Source organism: Trinickia acidisoli (assembly GCF_017315725.1).
GTDB lineage: Bacteria > Pseudomonadota > Gammaproteobacteria > Burkholderiales > Burkholderiaceae > Trinickia > Trinickia acidisoli.
Genome location: NZ_JAFLRG010000002.1, coordinates 2,156,820 through 2,173,279, shown reverse-complemented (window position 1 = coordinate 2,173,279; position 16,460 = coordinate 2,156,820). Strand labels below are relative to the sequence as shown.

The following is a 16,460-nucleotide window of genomic DNA, read 5'->3' as shown; positions in this document are numbered from 1 at the left end:
CATGAAGGTATTCTGGTTCATCCCGTTGCACGGCGACACGCGCTATCTCGGCACGTCCGAAGGCGCACGCGCCGCGACTTACGACTATTTCCAACAGATCGCGGTAGCCGCCGATACGCTCGGCTACGAAGGCGTGCTGCTGCCGACGGGACGCTCCTGCGAGGACGCTTGGGTCGTCGCCTCGAGCCTCATCGCCGCAACGCAGCGTCTGAAGTTCCTCGTCGCGATACGGCCCGGACTCACCTCACCCGGCTTGTCGGCCCGCATGGCAGCCACCTTCGATCGGCTCTCGAAGGGACGTCTCCTCATCAACGTGGTAACGGGCGGCAGCCCCGTCGAACTCGAAGGGGACGGCTTCTTCGCCGATCACGACGCGCGCTACGAGATCACCGATGAATTCCTCACGATCTGGCGCGAACATTTCAAGTCCGCCAATGAAGGCGGTACGGTCGACTTCGAGGGCCGTCATCTGAACTCGCGCGGCGGAAAACTGCTTTACCCGCCGGTGCAACGGCCGCACCCGCCGCTCTGGTTCGGTGGTTCGTCGCCGGCGGCGCAAGACGTTGCCGCCGACCACATCGACACTTATCTGACCTGGGGCGAGCCCCCCGCTGCCGTGGCAAAGAAAATTGCCGACGTGCGCGCCAAAGCCGAGGCAAAGGGCCGCAAGCTCAAATTCGGCATTCGGCTACACGTGATCGTGCGTGAACGCGAAGAAGAGGCATGGGCCGAAGCGGACCGCCTCATCAGCCGCATCGACGACGAGACGATTGCCAAAGCGCAAGCCGATTTCTCGAAGATGGACTCCGAAGGCCAACGCCGCATGGCCGCGCTGAACGGCGGCAAGGGCCGCACGCGTGGCGAGCTCGAAATCTACCCCAACCTATGGGCCGGCATCGGGCTCGTGCGCACCGGTGCGGGCACGGCATTGGTCGGGAGTCCTAAGCAAATCGCCGCGCGTATGACGGAGTATGCGGACCTCGGCATCGAGACGTTCATCTTGTCCGGATATCCCCATCTCGAAGAAGCCTACCGCTTCGCCGAACTCGTATTCCCCCTGCTACCCCAGCGCGTGCGCGAGCGCATTGATGCGCCGCTGCCGGGGCCGTTTGGCGAGATCGTCGGCGTCACGCATCTGCCGAAGGTTGCGGCTGCATGAACGATGCAGCCGCCCAAACGATGATTAGCAGTCCTACACGTTGAACGAGATGAAAGGAGAGCCAAGATGAAGAAGGAAGCAGCGCTGGCAAAACGCGTCGTACCGTGGATCGTTCCGGCCCTCGTGCTCGTGTGTTGGGAACTCAGCGCGCGCCTCGGTTGGCTCTCCTCGCGCGTTCTCCCCGAGCCGCTAGCCGTGGTGCAAGCCGCATGGAGCCTCATGCGTACCGGTGAATTGTCGGCCGACGTCAAGATCAGCGCGTTGCGCGCATTGGGCGGATTTGCCGTCGGCGGCGGTATTGGCTTCGCGCTCGGCATCGGGACCGGTCTTTTCAAGCCGGTGGAAACCGCGCTCGATTCGACGATTCAGATGATCCGCAACGTCCCGGCGCTCGCAATGATCCCACTCGTGATCCTCTGGTTCGGAATCGAGGAAGAAGCGAAGCTCTTTCTCGTCGCGTTCGGCGTGTTCTTTCCGATCTACGTGAATACGTATCACGGCATTCGCTCGGTCGACGCGAATCTCGTCGAGATGGCCAAGAGCTACGGCGTGCGCAGATGGACGCTTTACCGCGACGTCATTCTGCCGGGGGCGCTGCCGTCGATTCTCGTGGGCGTGCGCTTCTCGCTCGGATTGATGTGGGGCATGCTCATCGTCGCGGAAATGGTCTCGGCGCAGTCGGGCATCGGTTACATGACGATGAACGCCCGCGAGTTCGTGCAGACGGACGTCGTAGTGGTGGGTGTCCTGCTTTATGCGCTGCTCGGCAAGCTGGCCGACCTCTTCGCGCACGGCCTCGAACAGTGGCTCTTGCCATGGCATCCGGCGTACAACGGCGGCGCGGTGCGTGCACGCAGCGATCGTCTCGGTCGTCTCGAATCGGTATGGAAAAAGACCGTGAAACGTCCGTTGGACTTGACGGAGGCGAAGGCATGAACATGACGACGAACGAGACGTCGATCGATGCCGCCAGTGACGCCGCAATCGTGATCAAGTCGCTTTCAAAGCGTTATGGCGGACGCCTCGTGCTCGACGGAATCGATCTCTCGATTGAACAAGGCAGCTTCGTTGCCATCATCGGTCGCAGCGGCTGCGGAAAATCGACGTTGCTACGCCTCGTGGCCGGCCTCGAAACACCGGACGCCGGCGAACTCGAGCGCGTCGCGGCACCGCTCGACGACGAGCAGAGCACGGCCCCACGCACGCGCATCATGTTTCAGGACGCACGTCTGTTGCCTTGGAGAAGCGTGCTGGGCAACGTGATGCTCGGCTTGCCGAATACCGCGCGCAACGAGGCACGGGCAGCGTTGAACGAAGTGGGCCTGAGCGGCCGCGAGCACGATTGGCCCGCGCAGCTCTCGGGCGGACAACGGCAGCGCGTCGCGCTTGCCCGAGCGCTCGTGCATCGCCCCGATCTGCTGCTGCTCGACGAGCCGCTTGGTGCACTCGATGCGCTCACACGCATCGAAATGCATCAGTTGATCGAACGGCTTTGGCACGAGCATCGATTCACCGCCTTGCTCGTGACGCACGACGTGCAGGAAGCCGTGGCGCTGGCAGGGCGGATCTTGCTGATCGAACGCGGACGTATCGCACTCGATCGCAAGGTCGATCTCACGCGACCGCGTGCCCGCGGCACCGCGGCATTTGCTTCGATCGAGGACAACGTGTTGCAGCGCGTACTGCACCCGGCGATCCAGTGACTCAGTAATAGGACCTTCACCCATGAGCAACGAACCCAAGCTGAAACTGGTGGCCGTATCGGGCGGGCTGCAGCGCCCTTCGCGCACGCTCGCGCTCGTCGAGGCACTTTCGACGGCCCTCGCCGAAGTGCTGCCGCTCGATATCCATCTCATCGAACTCGGACAGCTCGCGCCCGAGCTCGGACGTGCAACCTATCGAAGCCAACTGTCCGCGAACGCGGAGGGGCATCTACGTGCAATCGAGACCGCCGATGCACTGCTCGTCGCAAGTCCCGTCTTCCGCGCCTCGTTTTCAGGGCTTTTCAAGCATCTGTTCGATCTCGTCCATCAAGACGCGCTCATCGACGTTCCCGTGCTCCTCGCCGCGACCGGCGGCAGCGAACGTCATGCGCTCGTCATCGAACATCAATTGAGACCGCTTTTCAGCTTCTTTCAGGCGCGCACGCTGCCGATCGGCGTCTACGCTTCGGAGCGCGATTTCACGGGCTATTCCGTCACGAGCGCGGCACTGCAAGACCGCGTTGCGCTCGCGGCTCAACGCGCCGTACCGTGGCTGCGCGAAGGACGCAGCGCCGCGTTGGCCAGCCTTGCCGCCTAATCCGCACGGATCTGCTCTGAACTTTGCCGTCACCACGCGCGCACGCGTCGCTCGCCGCGACGCGGCTCACGCATTCATTAAAAAAAGGGAAATCTCTCCATGCGCACATTGCCGATCGTTCGTCGTCTCATCGTTTCCGCCGCATTCGCTGGTACCACGCTCGGTGCCCAAGCAGCCGACTTCACCGTCGCCTATCAAACCTCGGTCTCTCCGGCCGTCGTCGCCCAAGCCGACGGCGCCTACGAAAAGGCCACACATAGCCAGATCGATTGGCGCAGGTTCGACGACGGTGCGTCCGTCGTCGCCGCACTCGCCTCGGGCAGCGTGCAGTTCGGCTATCTCGGCTCGAGCCCGGACGCAGCGGCCGCAAGCCGCAAGGTGCCCATCGAGACATTCCTGATCGCGGCAAAACTGATCAATAGCGAGGCACTGGTCACGCGCGACGGTGCCGGCATCGCAAAGCCGGCCGACCTGATCGGCAAAAAGATCGCCACGCCCTTCGTCTCGACGAGCCACTATTCGCTGCTCGCCGCGCTCAAGCACTGGCACATCGATCCGTCGCAGGTGCAGATCCTGAACCTGAATCCGCCGGCAATCAGCGCTGCGTGGCGGCGCGGCGACATCGATGCCGCGTACGTATGGGACCCCGCACTCGGCGTGACGAAGGAGACCGGGAAGGTACTCGTGACGTCCGGCGAAGTGGGGCGCTTCGGTTCGCCGACATTCGACGTCTGGGTGGTGCGCAAAGACTTCGCCGAGCAGCATCCCGATATCGTGAAGGCGTTTGCGGCCACGACGCTGCATGCATACGCCGACTATGAGCGCAACCCGAAGGCGTGGCTCGCCGATCCCGCCCATATCGATGCGGTTGCACGCATCACGGGCGCGCAGAAGTCCGATATCCCAGGTCTCCTCGAAGGCAACGATTTCCCGACGCTCGCGCAGCAGCGCGGCACGCTCGGCACGCCGACGGTGAGCGCGCTCTCGAACACCTCGCGCTTTCTGAAGGACCAGGGCAAGATCGACGACGTGCTCGCCGACTACACGCCTTATGTCAGCACACGCTATCTGCCTACGGGCCAGTAACGCAACGCCGGAGTGCTTCATCGATGGCATCGCTTAAGCTCGATCGCGTGACCGCGCACTACCCGGGCGCCGCACAGCCCGTGCTGCAAGACATTTCGCTCGACCTGTCCGAGGATCGACTGCTCGTCATCCTCGGCCCCTCGGGCAGCGGCAAGACGACGTTGCTCAACCTCGTGGCGGGTTTCACGAAGCCCGCGAGCGGAACGATTACGCTCGACGGCCGGACGATCGAAGGCCCCGGCGCCGAGCGCGGCATCGTGTTCCAGGATGACGTGCTGCTGCCGTGGCAAGACGTGCTGAGCAACGTCGGCTTCGGCATGCAACTCGCTGGCATACCGCGGCAGAAGCGCGAACGGCGCGCGAGCGAATGGCTCACGCGTGTCGGGCTCGAAGGGTTGGAGCGTAGACCCGTGTGGGCGCTGTCGGGGGGGCAGAAGCAACGCGTCGGCCTTGCGCGAGCGCTGGCCGCCGAGCCGAGCCTGTTGCTGCTCGACGAGCCGTTCGGCGCGCTCGACGCGTTTACGCGCGAGCAAATGCAGGAGTTGCTTCTCGAGCTCTGGCAGAGCACCCGCAAGCCGGCGCTTCTCATCACGCACGACATTGAAGAAGCCGCGTTCCTCGCAACCGACCTCGTCCTCTTGGCGGCGCATCCGGGCCGCATCATCGAGCGGCGCTCGCTCGATTTCGCGCGGCGCTACGCTCAGGGCGAAAGCGCGCGTTCGATCAAATCCGATCCATCATTCATCGCAACGCGCGAGCATATTCTCGAACGCGTCTTTGCCGAACGCCTCAGCGAGCGCACCGTATGAACCGCATCTCGATCGATTCGCCGCGCGCCTTCACCGATAACGAAAGCGAAGAAGTCCTTCCAGCAAACCAAGCATTCCGACGTTCGCGCCGCTTACGCGAAACGGCTGTTTCGCCGTCGACGATCAGCATGGCGACTGTCGCCCTGCTCTTGCTCTTTTGGTGGTTGTCCACCCGCAGCGGTTGGATCCCGCCGCTCTTTCTGCCCTCTCCGGGCGACGTACTGAAGCGGCTCTGGATCGTGAGCACGCGCGGCTACATGGATGCGACGCTCGGGCAGCATCTTTGGGCGAGCCTGCGGCGAATCCTGCTTGCGCTCGCGGCGGCAACCGCGACCGCCATTCCATCCGGCGTGCTGATCGGCCGCAGCCGGATCGCGCGCGGTGTACTCGATCCGTTGATCGAGTTTTACCGGCCTATTCCGCCGCTTGCCTATTTACCGTTGATCGTGATCTGGTTCGGCATCGGAGAGTTCGCGAAGGTGCTGCTCATCTATCTCGCGATCTTCGCACCGATCGCAATCTCCACGGCCAATGGAGTGCGTCACGTCGATGCGGCGAAGATTCGCGCGGCCCAGGCGCTCGGCGCGACCGGCCGACAACTGATCCGCCACGTCGTGCTGCCTCATGCATTGCCCGATATTCTGTCCGGGATACGGATCGGCCTCGGCGTCGGCTGGTCGACGCTCGTGGCGGCCGAACTCGTTGCCGCCACACGTGGCCTCGGCTTCATGGTGCAGTCCGCTTCGCAATACCTTGCGACCGACGTCGTGCTCGTCGGCATCCTGGTGATAGCGGCCATCGCCGTCGCGCTCGAACTCGGACTGCGGGCACTTCAGCGTCGCCTTGTACCCTGGAGCGGGAAAGGCGGCTGAATCCGGTTAAATCCGGTTGAACTCTTTACATCTGCTTACATGGCTCGTTGAACGGCCCGGGCGGAGCCGGAGATGTCCTGGCCCATTCCAGCCACCGTGTTGCAGCCTGCCAACAAGAGCAAACCGCCTACCAGCACCAGCCTCGTTACCCACCGCTTCGACATACGCTTACCCTTTCATCTGACCAAAACTATCTGTTGCGGCCGCAGCCTTGTGCCACCGCGGATTCGTCCAACCTGCGACATCGTTCGGAGTCCTGAACATACACCGCGCACGCGGGGCGCGGCATATGTTCAGTGGACGATTCAGTGACAAATCCTGCGCGATATTAGTCGACAGATCGGCCTGGTGCAACGGGTCGTCGTCCGCGAGCCCTCGCGCCCGTCGTCGACCAACTGATGTCGCGGTCAGACACGCGCGTGCTGGCGACGTTCTCCTTCGTCGGATTCGCTGTCGTGTTCTTCATGCGCTCGCATTACACCGGCGGTAGGATAAGGTCACGCGCCCGGGACGCATCATTCGGTTGCCGGAGCTGCGTTAGCTCGCTCAGTTAATCGTCTACCTGTACGATGCCCAATCGCACTGGCACAGCTTTGCGACGCGATGCGGGCAGAAGTGTTGGCAAGCCCTCGACGGGAGTTCGAGGTGTTGCTGGCGTTCACCACTATGCCAACGCTGCCCAACGGCGTGCCGTCATCGTGGTTGCAGGGTGCGACCATCATCACATGGCTGAGAAAACACGGGTTTGACACCGCCGGTGTACGAGCCCGGGTGGCTATGATCCTGAAGGTGCAAGCCAGGGATGTCATCGGCGCGGCGCAAGCAGCACGAAACGAATCCGATCGCTACGCTGCCCGCGCGCTTATCGCCACCGGTGACCCTCTGAAGTATCGTCGGGCACGTCATCCTCACAGATAACTACAAACGTAGTCCAGCGTTTCGCTCACTTCGATATCGAAGCGGCTCTTGCCAGGCACGGAGAACGACTCGCCCGCGCCATACGTCGTCCACTGATTGCTACCTTCGATGCGGATACGGCATTGGCCGGCCTGCACTTCCATGAGTTCCGGCGCATCGGTGCCGAAGTTCAGCAGGCCAGGCAGGATCACGCCGAGCGTCTTGCGCGAGCCGTCGGCGAAGAGCACGGTGTGCGAGACGCACTTGCCGTCGAAGTAGACGTTCGCTCGTTTGATAACGGAAACTTGGTCGAATTGCGTTTCGGCCGTCATGGCGGTCTTCCTTTGGATTTGGATCGTCGTAAAGGGGGCTTGATCTGCGCGGGCTTTGAGCCCGGCGCAAGCCCGCCATCATACCGGCTGTCGAAGCCGGTCGGTCCAAACCGACTGCGCAAACCCAACCCGACATCCGAGTCACACCGCAACGGCTCGGATATCGGAAGCCGGCGACTCGATGCAACCGTACTTACTGCGGCCCCAGCTTCTTGATAAGCGCATCCAACTGCGCCAATTCCTCGTCGTTCAAATCGGTCAGCGGCGCGCGCACAGGACCCGCATCGCGGCCGACCAACTTCGCACCGGCCTTCACGATACTCACCGCATAACCCGCGCGACGATTGCGGATCTTGAGATACGGAAGAAAAAACTCATCGATTAAACGGCCCGCCTCGGCGTGATCATCAGAAGCGATCGCACGATAGAAAGCCATTGCCGTCTTCGGAATGAAGTTGAAGACAGCCGATGAGTACACCGGCACGCCAAGTGCCTTGTACGCCGCCGCATACACTTCCGCCGTAGGCAACCCACCGAGATAAGCAAAGCGATCACCGAGCCGTCGGCGAATCGTCACCATCGCCTCGATCTCGCCCACGCCATCCTTGAAGCCGATTAGATTCTCGCAACGATCCGCCAATGGCTCGAGCATATCGGCGTTGAGCTTGGAGTTCGCACGGTTATAGACGATCACCCCCATCGTCGGCACCGCCTTGCAGATCTGCTCGACATGTGCGGCGATACCTTCTTGCGATGCCTCCGTCAGGTAATGCGGCATCAGCAAGATTCCCTGCGCACCCTTGCGCTGCGCTTCCTGCGCATATTCGATCGCCACGCGCGTCGGGCCGCCCGCGCCGGCCAAAATCGGCACTTTGCCCTTGCACGTTTCGGTGGCCGTTTGGATCACGTTCGAGTATTCGCTTTTCGTCAGCGAAAAGAACTCCCCCGTACCGCCCGCAGCAAACAGCGCGCTGGCACCGTAAGGGGCGAGCCACTCGAGGCGAGCCGCGTAGGTATCCGCCTGAAAATCACCATTGGCATCGAAGTCGGTAACGGGAAAAGATAGGAGTCCTTCGGAAATGATGGCCTTGAGTTCTTGCGGTGTGGTCATGATCTTGATCCTGCAACGAAATCCGTGAATGTATGGAGTAGAGCGTGTGCTGTTCAGCGTACGAGGCACGGACGCTTGTTGTCGAATGTCCAGTTCGGAATCAGGTATTGCATAGCGACGGCGTCGTCACGGGCGCCGAGGCCGTGCTTCAGATAAAGCGCGTGTGCCTTTTCGAGTGCGTCCATATCGATTTCGATGCCGAGACCCGGTTTCTGCGGCACCGAGATCTTGCCGCCTGCGATTTGCAGCGGCTCGCGCGTCAAGCGCTGCCCGTCCTGCCAAATCCAGTGCGTGTCGATCGCGGTCACCCTGCCTGGCGCAGCCGCGCCGACATGCGTAAACATCGCGAGCGAAATGTCGAAGTGATTGTTCGAGTGCGATCCCCATGTGAGTCCGAACATCTGGCAAAGCTGTGCCACGCGCACCGAACCCTGCATCGTCCAGAAGTGCGGGTCGGCAAGTGGAATGTCGACTGATTGCAATTGGATCGAATGCGCCATTTGGCGCCAGTCGGTCGCAACCATGTTGGTCGCGGTCGGCAGACCCGTCGCGCGGCGGAATTCGGCCATGACCTCGCGGCCCGAATAACCGCCTTCGGCACCGCACGGGTCTTCGGCGTACGCCAATACGCCATGCTTGTCGCGGCACAGCCGCACGGCCTGCGCGAGTGACCACGCACCGTTCGGATCGAGCGTGACGCGCGCATCGGAAAAGCGCTCGTGCAGCGCGACGATCGCGTCCATCTCCGCCTCGCCGCTCAGCACACCGCCCTTGAGCTTGAAGTCATTGAAGCCGTAGCGCGCCTGCGAGGCCTCCGCGAGCCGAACCACAGCCTCGGGCGTGAGCGCAGCTTCGTTGCGCAAGCGGAACCACGCATCGCCGGCATCGGGCTCCGCACGATAGTCGAGCGGCGTCTTGCGTCGATCGCCGACGTAAAACAAATAGCCGAGCATCTCGACCGCGTCACGCTGCTGCCCGGTGCCGAGCAGCGCCGCAACCGGCACGTCGAGGAACTGGCCGAGCAGATCGAGCAGCGCCGATTCGACCGCGGTCACCGCATGAATCGTCGTGCGCAGGTCGAAGGTCTGCAGGCCACGGCCGCCCACATCGCGGTCGGCGAATGCGGCTTGCATCGCATTCAGCACCTCGTTGTAGCGCCCGATCGGCTGACCCACGACGAGCGCGCGTGCATCGTCGAGCGTCTTTCTGATTGCCTCGCCGCCGGGCACTTCGCCCAAACCTGTGCGGCCGGCGCTGTCCTGCACGATGACGATGTTTCGCGTAAACCAGGGGCCGTGCGCGCCGCTTAGGTTCAGCAGCATGCTGTCCTGGCCTGCAACCGGAATGACCCGCAGGTCCGTCACGATCGGCGTGCCGGAAAGAAACGTATTCATCTTCAAAGCTCCGCTGAGTAGGAAAAGTCGACGCCGCGGCTTACTTCGCCAGCGATTTCACGAGGTGCACGCGTTTGATTTCGCCGACGATGAAAAGGTAGCTGACGATGGCCATCGCCGCGTTCGCGCTGACGAACACGAGTGCGCCCGCGAACGACCCGGTTGCTTGCACGATGTAGCCGATCGCGATCGGCGTCGTAATACCGGCGACATTCCCGAACGTGTTGAAGAGCCCGCCCGATAGGCCCGCCGCTTCGCGCGGCGAGGTGTCGGACACGACGGCCCAGCCGAGCGCGCCGATACCCTTACCGAAAAACGCGAGCGACATCACGATGATGACCAACGTATTCGCTTGGATATAACTGCAAGCAATCATGCTCATCGACATCAGCATGCCTACGACGATCGGCGTCTTGCGCGCAACGGACAGCGAGAGACCCGACGTCGACATGCGATCGGACAGCCAGCCGCCGACAATCCCGCCGAGGAAACCGCAGATTGCCGGCAGCGATGCGACGACGCCGGCCTTGAGGATCGTCATGCCGCGCTGCTGAACGAGGTACACCGGAAACCAGGTCAGAAAGAAGTAGGTGAGCGTCGTGATGCAGTACTGCCCGATATACACCCCGAGCAACATGCGATTGCCAAGCAGCTCTTTGACGCAAGCCCATGTCTCGACCTGCTTAGGTTGCGCTATGCCGCGGCCCGCATCGAGCGCAACGAGCGCGCCGCCTTCCTCGATATACCTGAGTTCGCTTTCGCTGACGCGCGGATGCTCCTTTGGCCCGTGGATGACGCTGAGCCAGATACACGCACAGACGATACCTATCGCCCCCATGAATACGAATGCACTCTGCCATCCGTAGTTGTGCACGAGCCAGCCCATGATCGGCGCAAACAGCACGGTCGCAAAATACTGCGCAGAGTTGAAGATCGCAGCGGCCATACCCCGTTCATGGGATGGAAACCACGCGGCGGCAATCCGACTATTGCCGGGGAACGAAGGCGCTTCGGCCGCGCCGACGACGAGACGCAGCAAGAACAATGCAGCAACTGCCGCACCGCCGGTCAGGAAACCGACTGCTCCCTGAAACAGCGTGAAGACCGACCAGAGCAGGATGCTGAAGAAATAAGTGATCCGAGAACCAAACCGATCGAGCAGCCAGCCGCCGGGCAACTGCGCGATCACGTACGACCATCCGAATGCCGAAAAAATGTAGCCCATTTCGACAGGCGAAAGCGCCATCGCCTTGCGAATCGCCGATCCGGCAATCGAGAGCGTCGCGCGGTCGGCGTAGTTGACCGTCGTGACGATGAAAAGCATCGCGAGAATGCCCCAGCGGGTGCGGGATGCGAGCTTGCCGGCGATCGCCGCGGTCGGTGCCGCGGTCGGTGCACTCGACGCAGTCGGCACGTGTATCTGTTCCATCTCCGTCTCCTCCGATTCGAAGTACCCGTAGCGTGGCAACGAGCGGCTCCGACATTGTTGTCCGTTGCATTGTCGGAAGAGATGGATTCAGGATCAAATCAACCAGTGACTCGAACGATTCAAATTGTGGATCAATGCAGTGAATCGGCGGCGTGGCGTGCTCATGAGTTCTAAAATCATGAGTTCTAAAAAGTCGGCAGAATCCGCGTCTTGACGATCTCGAGGATCGGGTTGTCGTTGTTGCGCCGGAACGCGCAGATGGTTTCGACCGGCTGCGGCGGATCCGTCTCGATCCTACGCAATACAACGCCCTCGAAGCGCAGCCGCGTTGCCGTTGCCGGTATCAATGCCGCGCCGATACCCGCATGGACGAGCGCCAGCATCGTATGAATCTGCGCGACATGTTCGACGATGTCCGGCACCACGCCCGCGCGATCGAAAATCATCTGCATCAAGCGATAGAAGTAATCGGCCTCGTAGGGCGAGTACATCAGAAGCGCGCGGCCGTGCAGGTCCGCGGCAACCGGATACTCGGGCCAGTTCGCGGCCTCCCGCTCGGGAATCGCGAGTACGAGCCCTTCCTTGCTGAGCAAGGCTGTTTCGAGCTCGCCGCTGTCGACATGCGGACGCATTAGCCCGAGGTCGAGTTGCCCCGACTCGAGCGCCTTGAGTTGATCGCGACTCACGAGCTCCTTGAGTGTCAACGCAACGCCCGGCGAGTGTTCATGCACGAGGCGTATGAGGTTCGGCAAAAGGCCGTAGCCGGAGGCGGCGGTAAAGCCGATCGACAGAAAGCCGGTCTCGCCCTTCGCGACGCGACGGGCCGTGTAAGCCGCTTCCTCGGCGAGGCGAAGAATCCGCGCCGCTTCCTGAAAGAACGAACGACCCGCGGCGGTGAGCCTGACAGTACGGCTCGTGCGGTCCAGCAGCGCCGTGCCGATCTGATGCTCGAGCAGGCGGATTTGCCGGCTGAGCGGCGGCTGCGTCATGTTCAAGCGCTCGGCCGCGCGGCTGAAGTGCAGTTCTTCGGCAACAGCCACGAAGCACCGGAGTTGACTGATCTCGAACATGATGGAGCGGCTTTTGAGTGGAATCCGAAACGCAGGTGAGCAACATAGCGCATTTCGGAACCGGTTAACCCGAAAATCGAAATTCACCATTGCGAACAACGCACTGAATTATCAGCGGCCGCTTTCCTAAGCTTGGTGTTAGCTGGCGCGGACTCGATCTCGAGTTGTCGGTTTATGGCACGACGAAATACGAAAGAATCGTTCGCGTCGAAATTTCAGCCCAACCAAGGAGGAGCGGATCATGAACAAGTCAACCAGCACACTGATCGCGGCCGCCGTCGCACTCATGCTGTCGGGCGGCGTTTATGCACAAAGCAACAACACGCTGGCGACCCCGACCACGAAGTCGCCGGCCGCTGCAACGAGCGGCTACGGCACGCCCGGCATCACCAACTCGGACAGCGGCGCTGGGTCGATGAACTCGGCTCAGCCCAATAGCACGGACACTAACTCGATGCCGGCCGCCCCCGCCTACGGAACTAACAACACGCTGGCGACCCCGACCACGAAATCGCCGGTAGGCCAATAAGCACCATCGGGGCTGGCAACTCGGCAGTTTGACTACGCCGCGTCGACGGCTTTGGGTCGCAAACCCCGCCGCTCGAGCCAGCCCGTTCCCCACTCGTTGAGCTGCAAAAGAATAGGACCGATAGTGCGCCCCTCGTCCGTCAAGGCATATTCGACTTTGGGCGGCACGACAGGATAAACAGTGCGGGTAATGAACGCGTCGTCTTCGAGTTCACGTAATTGCTTCACGAGTAGCCTCGGCGTGCAGCCGGGCAGTTGACGGTGCAACTCATTGAACCTCAACGTACCTTTGGTCTGTAGGTAGTAGAGGATCACACCTTTCCAGCGACCGTTGATAAGGTTGAGCGTCGCGACCATTGCGCACGCCGGCACTTCATCGTATTTGCGACGCTTCGGCATCACCATCTCCAAGATTCGAGCAGAGCGAGGCAGCACATTACACTACCCTTTTGTATAGTATGTGTAAAAAATTGTAGTATTGCTCCGCACAACGCATATGCGAACAATGGAGTCAACGCTCGGCAGCACAGCCCGAGCTACCCTCCAAGGAGCGATATATGACTCGTGTTGTCCGCTTTCATGAATATGGCGATGCAGACGTGCTGCGTATTGAAGACGTGGACGTTCCCGCACCTGGCGCAGACGAAGTTCAAATCACCGTGAAGGCCATCGGCCTCAATCGTGCCGAGGTTATGTTCCGCACTGGCCACTATCTGCAAGAAGCGGTCTTCCCGTCTCAACTTGGCTACGAGGCGGCGGGTGTCGTCAAGACGCTGGGCGCAAACGTCACGGGCCTTGCTGAACGCGATGCTGTCAGTGTCATTCCGACACTCGATATGTCGCGCTGGCCCACCTACGGCGAACTCATCAACATTCCCGCCCAATATGTCGTCAAGCACCCGGCGCGTTTGACTTATGAACAAGCCGCTGCATCGTGGATGCAGTACATCACCGCGTGGGGTGCGCTGATTGCGCAAGCGAAATTGAATTCCGATGATTTCGTGATCATCTCAGCGGCATCGAGCAGTGTTGGCATCGCCGCGATTCAAGTCGCTCGAAGCGTTGGCGCAACCGTTATCGCTACCTCTCGAACAAGTGCGAAGGCTCAACCGCTTCGCGATGCCGGGGCGCACCATGTGATTGCCACGTCGGAAGAAGACCTCGCGGCACGCGTGAAGGAGATCACGAATGGGAAGGGTGCTCGCGTCGTTTTCGATCCAATCGGCGGCCCCGCGGTAGCCCAGCTTGCACAGTGCATGTCGTTCGGCGGCATCCTTCTTGAATACGGCGCACTCAGCACGGACGAAGGAACCTTCCCGCAGTTCGCATTACTAGGCAAGAGCCTTACCTTCAAGGGCTATCTTTACATCGAGATCACGAGCAACGACGCTCTTCTCGCACGCGCCAAGGCGTTCATTAGCGAAGGTCTGGAATCTGGCGCGCTCGCCCCGCTTATCTCGCGGACCTTCCAATTCGATCAGATCCGCGAAGCAACCCGCTTCCTCGAATCGAACGAGCAAATCGGCAAGATCGTCGTTACGGTCGACTAAGCCACGCCGCGAGCGCTGCCGCCGGCAGCGCCCCGTTTCGACAAGCAGTCGATGACGACGCTCAGATCTCAAACCTGACCAATACCGCCGTCGGCCATCAGATCTGCACCCGTCACGTACGAACTCTGCTCGGAGGCCAGGAAGAGCGCCGCACCGGCAATCTCCTCGGCCCGCGCGAGTCGACCGATCGGCACCATGCTCTGGTACATCTTCACGAGATCCTCGCGTGTCGCCGACTGAGTGTCGAGGATCGGCGTGTCGGTTACGCCAGGGCTGAGCATGTTGACGCGAATGCCGCGATCCTTGAATTCAGCAGCCCACGTGCGGGCATAAGAGCGCAACGCCGCCTTGGTCGCCGCATAGGCGGTGTGGCCCGGAATGCCCATGAGGTGCATCGCCGACGAAACGAGAATGATCGACCCACTCCCCGTCATCAACGGCAGCAGCTTCTGCACCATGAAGACAGGGCCGCGGGCCATGAGATTGAATGCCTTGTCGAAATGCTCAGGCGTGATGGTGTCGATCGAAGCCTGCTCCGTAAAGCCCGCGTTCGACACGACGATGTCGACGACGCCCTTTTCTTCCCTGACCGAGGCCGCGACGCGATCGAGGTCATCGAGGTTCGAAGCGTCGGCCCGAATAGCCGTGACGTTGCGTCCGATCGATTCGGCGGCTTCGTCGAGCTGCGCTTGCCGACGGCCGAAGATAAACACATGAGCGCCTTCGGCGACAAACCGCTGAGCGATCGCCAAACCAATTCCGGTCGTGCCGCCGCTGATGACGGCGGTCTTGCCTGCGAGAGTGGACATTGAATTCCTCTGTCTGATCGTGAATGACAGAAAGATGATAATTACCGGCGCCCGGAGCGATAATCCCATAGCTTCCCATAAGACCTATTCTTTATAGGAATAAGCGGGAGGGCACGACCGATCGAGGTCGTACCGAAATCGCCGGCAATCAAGCGGCCTTGCAAACGATTGATTCCGTTAGGGACGACCATGGATAGATTTCACGCACTGAGTGCCTTCGTCGCCGTTGTCGAAGCCGGCGGTTTTTCCGCCGCGGCGCGTAGAACCGGCGATTCGCAGTCCGCTATCAGCAAGGCCATCGGTGCGCTGGAGAAGCGCCTCGGCGTCGTGCTATTGAACCGAAGCACGCGCAGCGTAACGCTGACCGACCAAGGACAGCGATACTACGATCGGATCAAGCCGCTCATGGACGAGATGGATGAAGCCGACGGCGAACTGGCCAGCAGTACCACGGATGTTCCAGGCTTGATCCGAATCGCGGCAGCCGCCACGTTCGGCCGCCTTCACGTTCTTCCGCTCATACCCGATCTGTTGTCGCGCAATCCCGGGCTTCAGGTAGACCTCGTTCTTTCGGACTTCATACGAGACATGACGGAAGATCGGATCGATCTGGCGATTCGGGTCGGCCCCGTCGACGATCCCGATGCGGTCGTCAGACGCGTGGCTCGCACGCCGCTCGTCTGCGTCGGCTCTCGTCGCTACTTCGAGCAGCACGGGATACCGAAGACGCCCGCCGAACTCACTGATCACAACTGCCTTTTATACGGCGGCTTGATGGAGTCGGCGAATTGGCCGTTCGTTGGACCGGAAGGTCGATTCAGCGTAACCGTTCGCGGAAATCTTTCGTCCAACAGTGTCGAAACGATCCGCGCAGGCGTTCTGGCCGGTGTCGGAATCGGTTTGTTTGCGAAGGTCTCTCTTGCCGAGGAACTCCGGCATCCGGACGTGATCACGGTACTCGACGAATTCATAAGCGACGTCAGAGATGTCAGCATCGTCTGGCCAAGAAGGCGGTTCGTCCCTGCACGCGTTCGTCGCGCAACCGAGTTTTTTGCCGCAGCACTCCCGCCTCGGCTTTAAAAGAGCGAAAGGAATCGCGCAGCTAAGTAATCC

17 protein-coding genes are annotated in these 16,460 nt (G+C 61.3%); 10 read left to right on the top strand and 7 right to left on the bottom strand.

Annotated elements, in window-relative coordinates; all coding sequences use genetic code 11:
* Position 1 precedes the first annotated feature (1 nt).
* The 7 genes from ssuD to tauC all read left to right on the top strand — a co-directional run bounded on the left by ssuD (position 2) and on the right by tauC (position 6,227).
* Positions 2-1,159, top strand: a complete 1,158-nt coding sequence (ssuD, locus tag J3485_RS27930) for an FMNH2-dependent alkanesulfonate monooxygenase (RefSeq protein ID WP_206957852.1) — start codon at positions 2-4, stop codon at positions 1,157-1,159.
* A gap of 66 nt (positions 1,160-1,225) precedes the next feature.
* The gene (locus J3485_RS27925; protein WP_206957850.1) at positions 1,226-2,095 is read left to right on the top strand and encodes an ABC transporter permease subunit; all 870 of its coding nucleotides are present in this window, start codon (positions 1,226-1,228) and stop codon (positions 2,093-2,095) included.
* Positions 2,044-2,862, top strand: coding sequence for an ATP-binding cassette domain-containing protein (locus tag J3485_RS27920; RefSeq protein WP_374192472.1), 819 nt, complete (start codon positions 2,044-2,046; stop codon positions 2,860-2,862). The genes J3485_RS27925 and J3485_RS27920 overlap by 52 nt, the downstream gene beginning before the upstream one ends.
* A gap of 22 nt (positions 2,863-2,884) precedes the next feature.
* Complete coding sequence (msuE, locus tag J3485_RS27915; RefSeq protein ID WP_206957848.1) at positions 2,885-3,460, top strand: FMN reductase; 576 nt, start codon at positions 2,885-2,887, stop codon at positions 3,458-3,460.
* A gap of 99 nt (positions 3,461-3,559) precedes the next feature.
* Entirely contained in the window at positions 3,560-4,546 is a 987-nt protein-coding gene (tauA, locus tag J3485_RS27910; RefSeq protein WP_206957846.1) for a taurine ABC transporter substrate-binding protein, read from the top strand.
* Between the two features lie 23 nt (positions 4,547-4,569).
* Entirely contained in the window at positions 4,570-5,355 is a 786-nt protein-coding gene (tauB, locus tag J3485_RS27905; RefSeq protein WP_206957844.1) for a taurine ABC transporter ATP-binding subunit, read from the top strand.
* Positions 5,352-6,227, top strand: coding sequence for a taurine ABC transporter permease TauC (gene tauC / locus J3485_RS27900; RefSeq protein ID WP_206957842.1), 876 nt, complete (start codon positions 5,352-5,354; stop codon positions 6,225-6,227). The genes tauB and tauC overlap by 4 nt, the downstream gene beginning before the upstream one ends.
* Positions 6,228-7,135: 908 nt before the next feature.
* On the opposite strand, the gene ppnP is transcribed toward tauC, so the two are convergent.
* The 5 genes from ppnP to J3485_RS27875 form a co-directional block, all read right to left on the bottom strand.
* Complete coding sequence (ppnP, locus tag J3485_RS27895; protein ID WP_206957840.1) at positions 7,136-7,456, bottom strand: pyrimidine/purine nucleoside phosphorylase; 321 nt, start codon at positions 7,454-7,456, stop codon at positions 7,136-7,138.
* Between the two features lie 193 nt (positions 7,457-7,649).
* Complete coding sequence (gene kdgD, locus J3485_RS27890; protein ID WP_206957838.1) at positions 7,650-8,567, bottom strand: 5-dehydro-4-deoxyglucarate dehydratase; 918 nt, start codon at positions 8,565-8,567, stop codon at positions 7,650-7,652.
* A 53-nt stretch (positions 8,568-8,620) separates the two neighbouring features.
* On the bottom strand, positions 8,621-9,961 hold the full coding sequence (gene gudD, locus J3485_RS27885) for a glucarate dehydratase (protein ID WP_206957836.1): 1,341 nt from the start codon (positions 9,959-9,961) through the stop codon (positions 8,621-8,623).
* A 40-nt stretch (positions 9,962-10,001) separates the two neighbouring features.
* A complete protein-coding gene (locus tag J3485_RS27880; protein WP_206957834.1) occupies positions 10,002-11,390 on the bottom strand; it encodes an MFS transporter in 1,389 nt (462 codons plus the stop codon).
* Between the two features lie 185 nt (positions 11,391-11,575).
* Complete coding sequence (locus J3485_RS27875) at positions 11,576-12,460, bottom strand: LysR substrate-binding domain-containing protein (RefSeq protein ID WP_206957831.1); 885 nt, start codon at positions 12,458-12,460, stop codon at positions 11,576-11,578.
* A 241-nt stretch (positions 12,461-12,701) separates the two neighbouring features.
* Here J3485_RS27875 and J3485_RS27870 point away from each other — a divergent pair, with 241 nt between their 5' ends.
* Entirely contained in the window at positions 12,702-12,989 is a 288-nt protein-coding gene (locus J3485_RS27870; protein ID WP_206957830.1) for a hypothetical protein, read from the top strand.
* Between the two features lie 32 nt (positions 12,990-13,021).
* Here the strand turns inward: J3485_RS27870 and J3485_RS27865 are convergent, their stop codons facing one another.
* Positions 13,022-13,393 carry a winged helix-turn-helix transcriptional regulator gene (locus J3485_RS27865; RefSeq protein ID WP_242538957.1) on the bottom strand — a complete coding sequence of 124 codons (372 nt, stop codon included), beginning with the start codon at positions 13,391-13,393 and terminating at the stop codon, positions 13,022-13,024.
* 152 nt (positions 13,394-13,545) lie between these two features.
* Here J3485_RS27865 and J3485_RS27860 point away from each other — a divergent pair, with 152 nt between their 5' ends.
* Positions 13,546-14,538, top strand: coding sequence for a zinc-dependent alcohol dehydrogenase family protein (locus J3485_RS27860; protein WP_206957828.1), 993 nt, complete (start codon positions 13,546-13,548; stop codon positions 14,536-14,538).
* A gap of 68 nt (positions 14,539-14,606) precedes the next feature.
* On the opposite strand, the gene J3485_RS27855 is transcribed toward J3485_RS27860, so the two are convergent.
* A complete protein-coding gene (locus tag J3485_RS27855; protein ID WP_206957826.1) occupies positions 14,607-15,347 on the bottom strand; it encodes an SDR family NAD(P)-dependent oxidoreductase in 741 nt (246 codons plus the stop codon).
* 189 nt (positions 15,348-15,536) lie between these two features.
* Here J3485_RS27855 and J3485_RS27850 point away from each other — a divergent pair, with 189 nt between their 5' ends.
* Positions 15,537-16,427 (top strand): LysR family transcriptional regulator, encoded by an 891-nt coding sequence (locus J3485_RS27850; RefSeq protein WP_206957824.1) that lies wholly within the window; start codon positions 15,537-15,539, stop codon positions 16,425-16,427.
* Positions 16,428-16,460 lie beyond the last annotated feature (33 nt).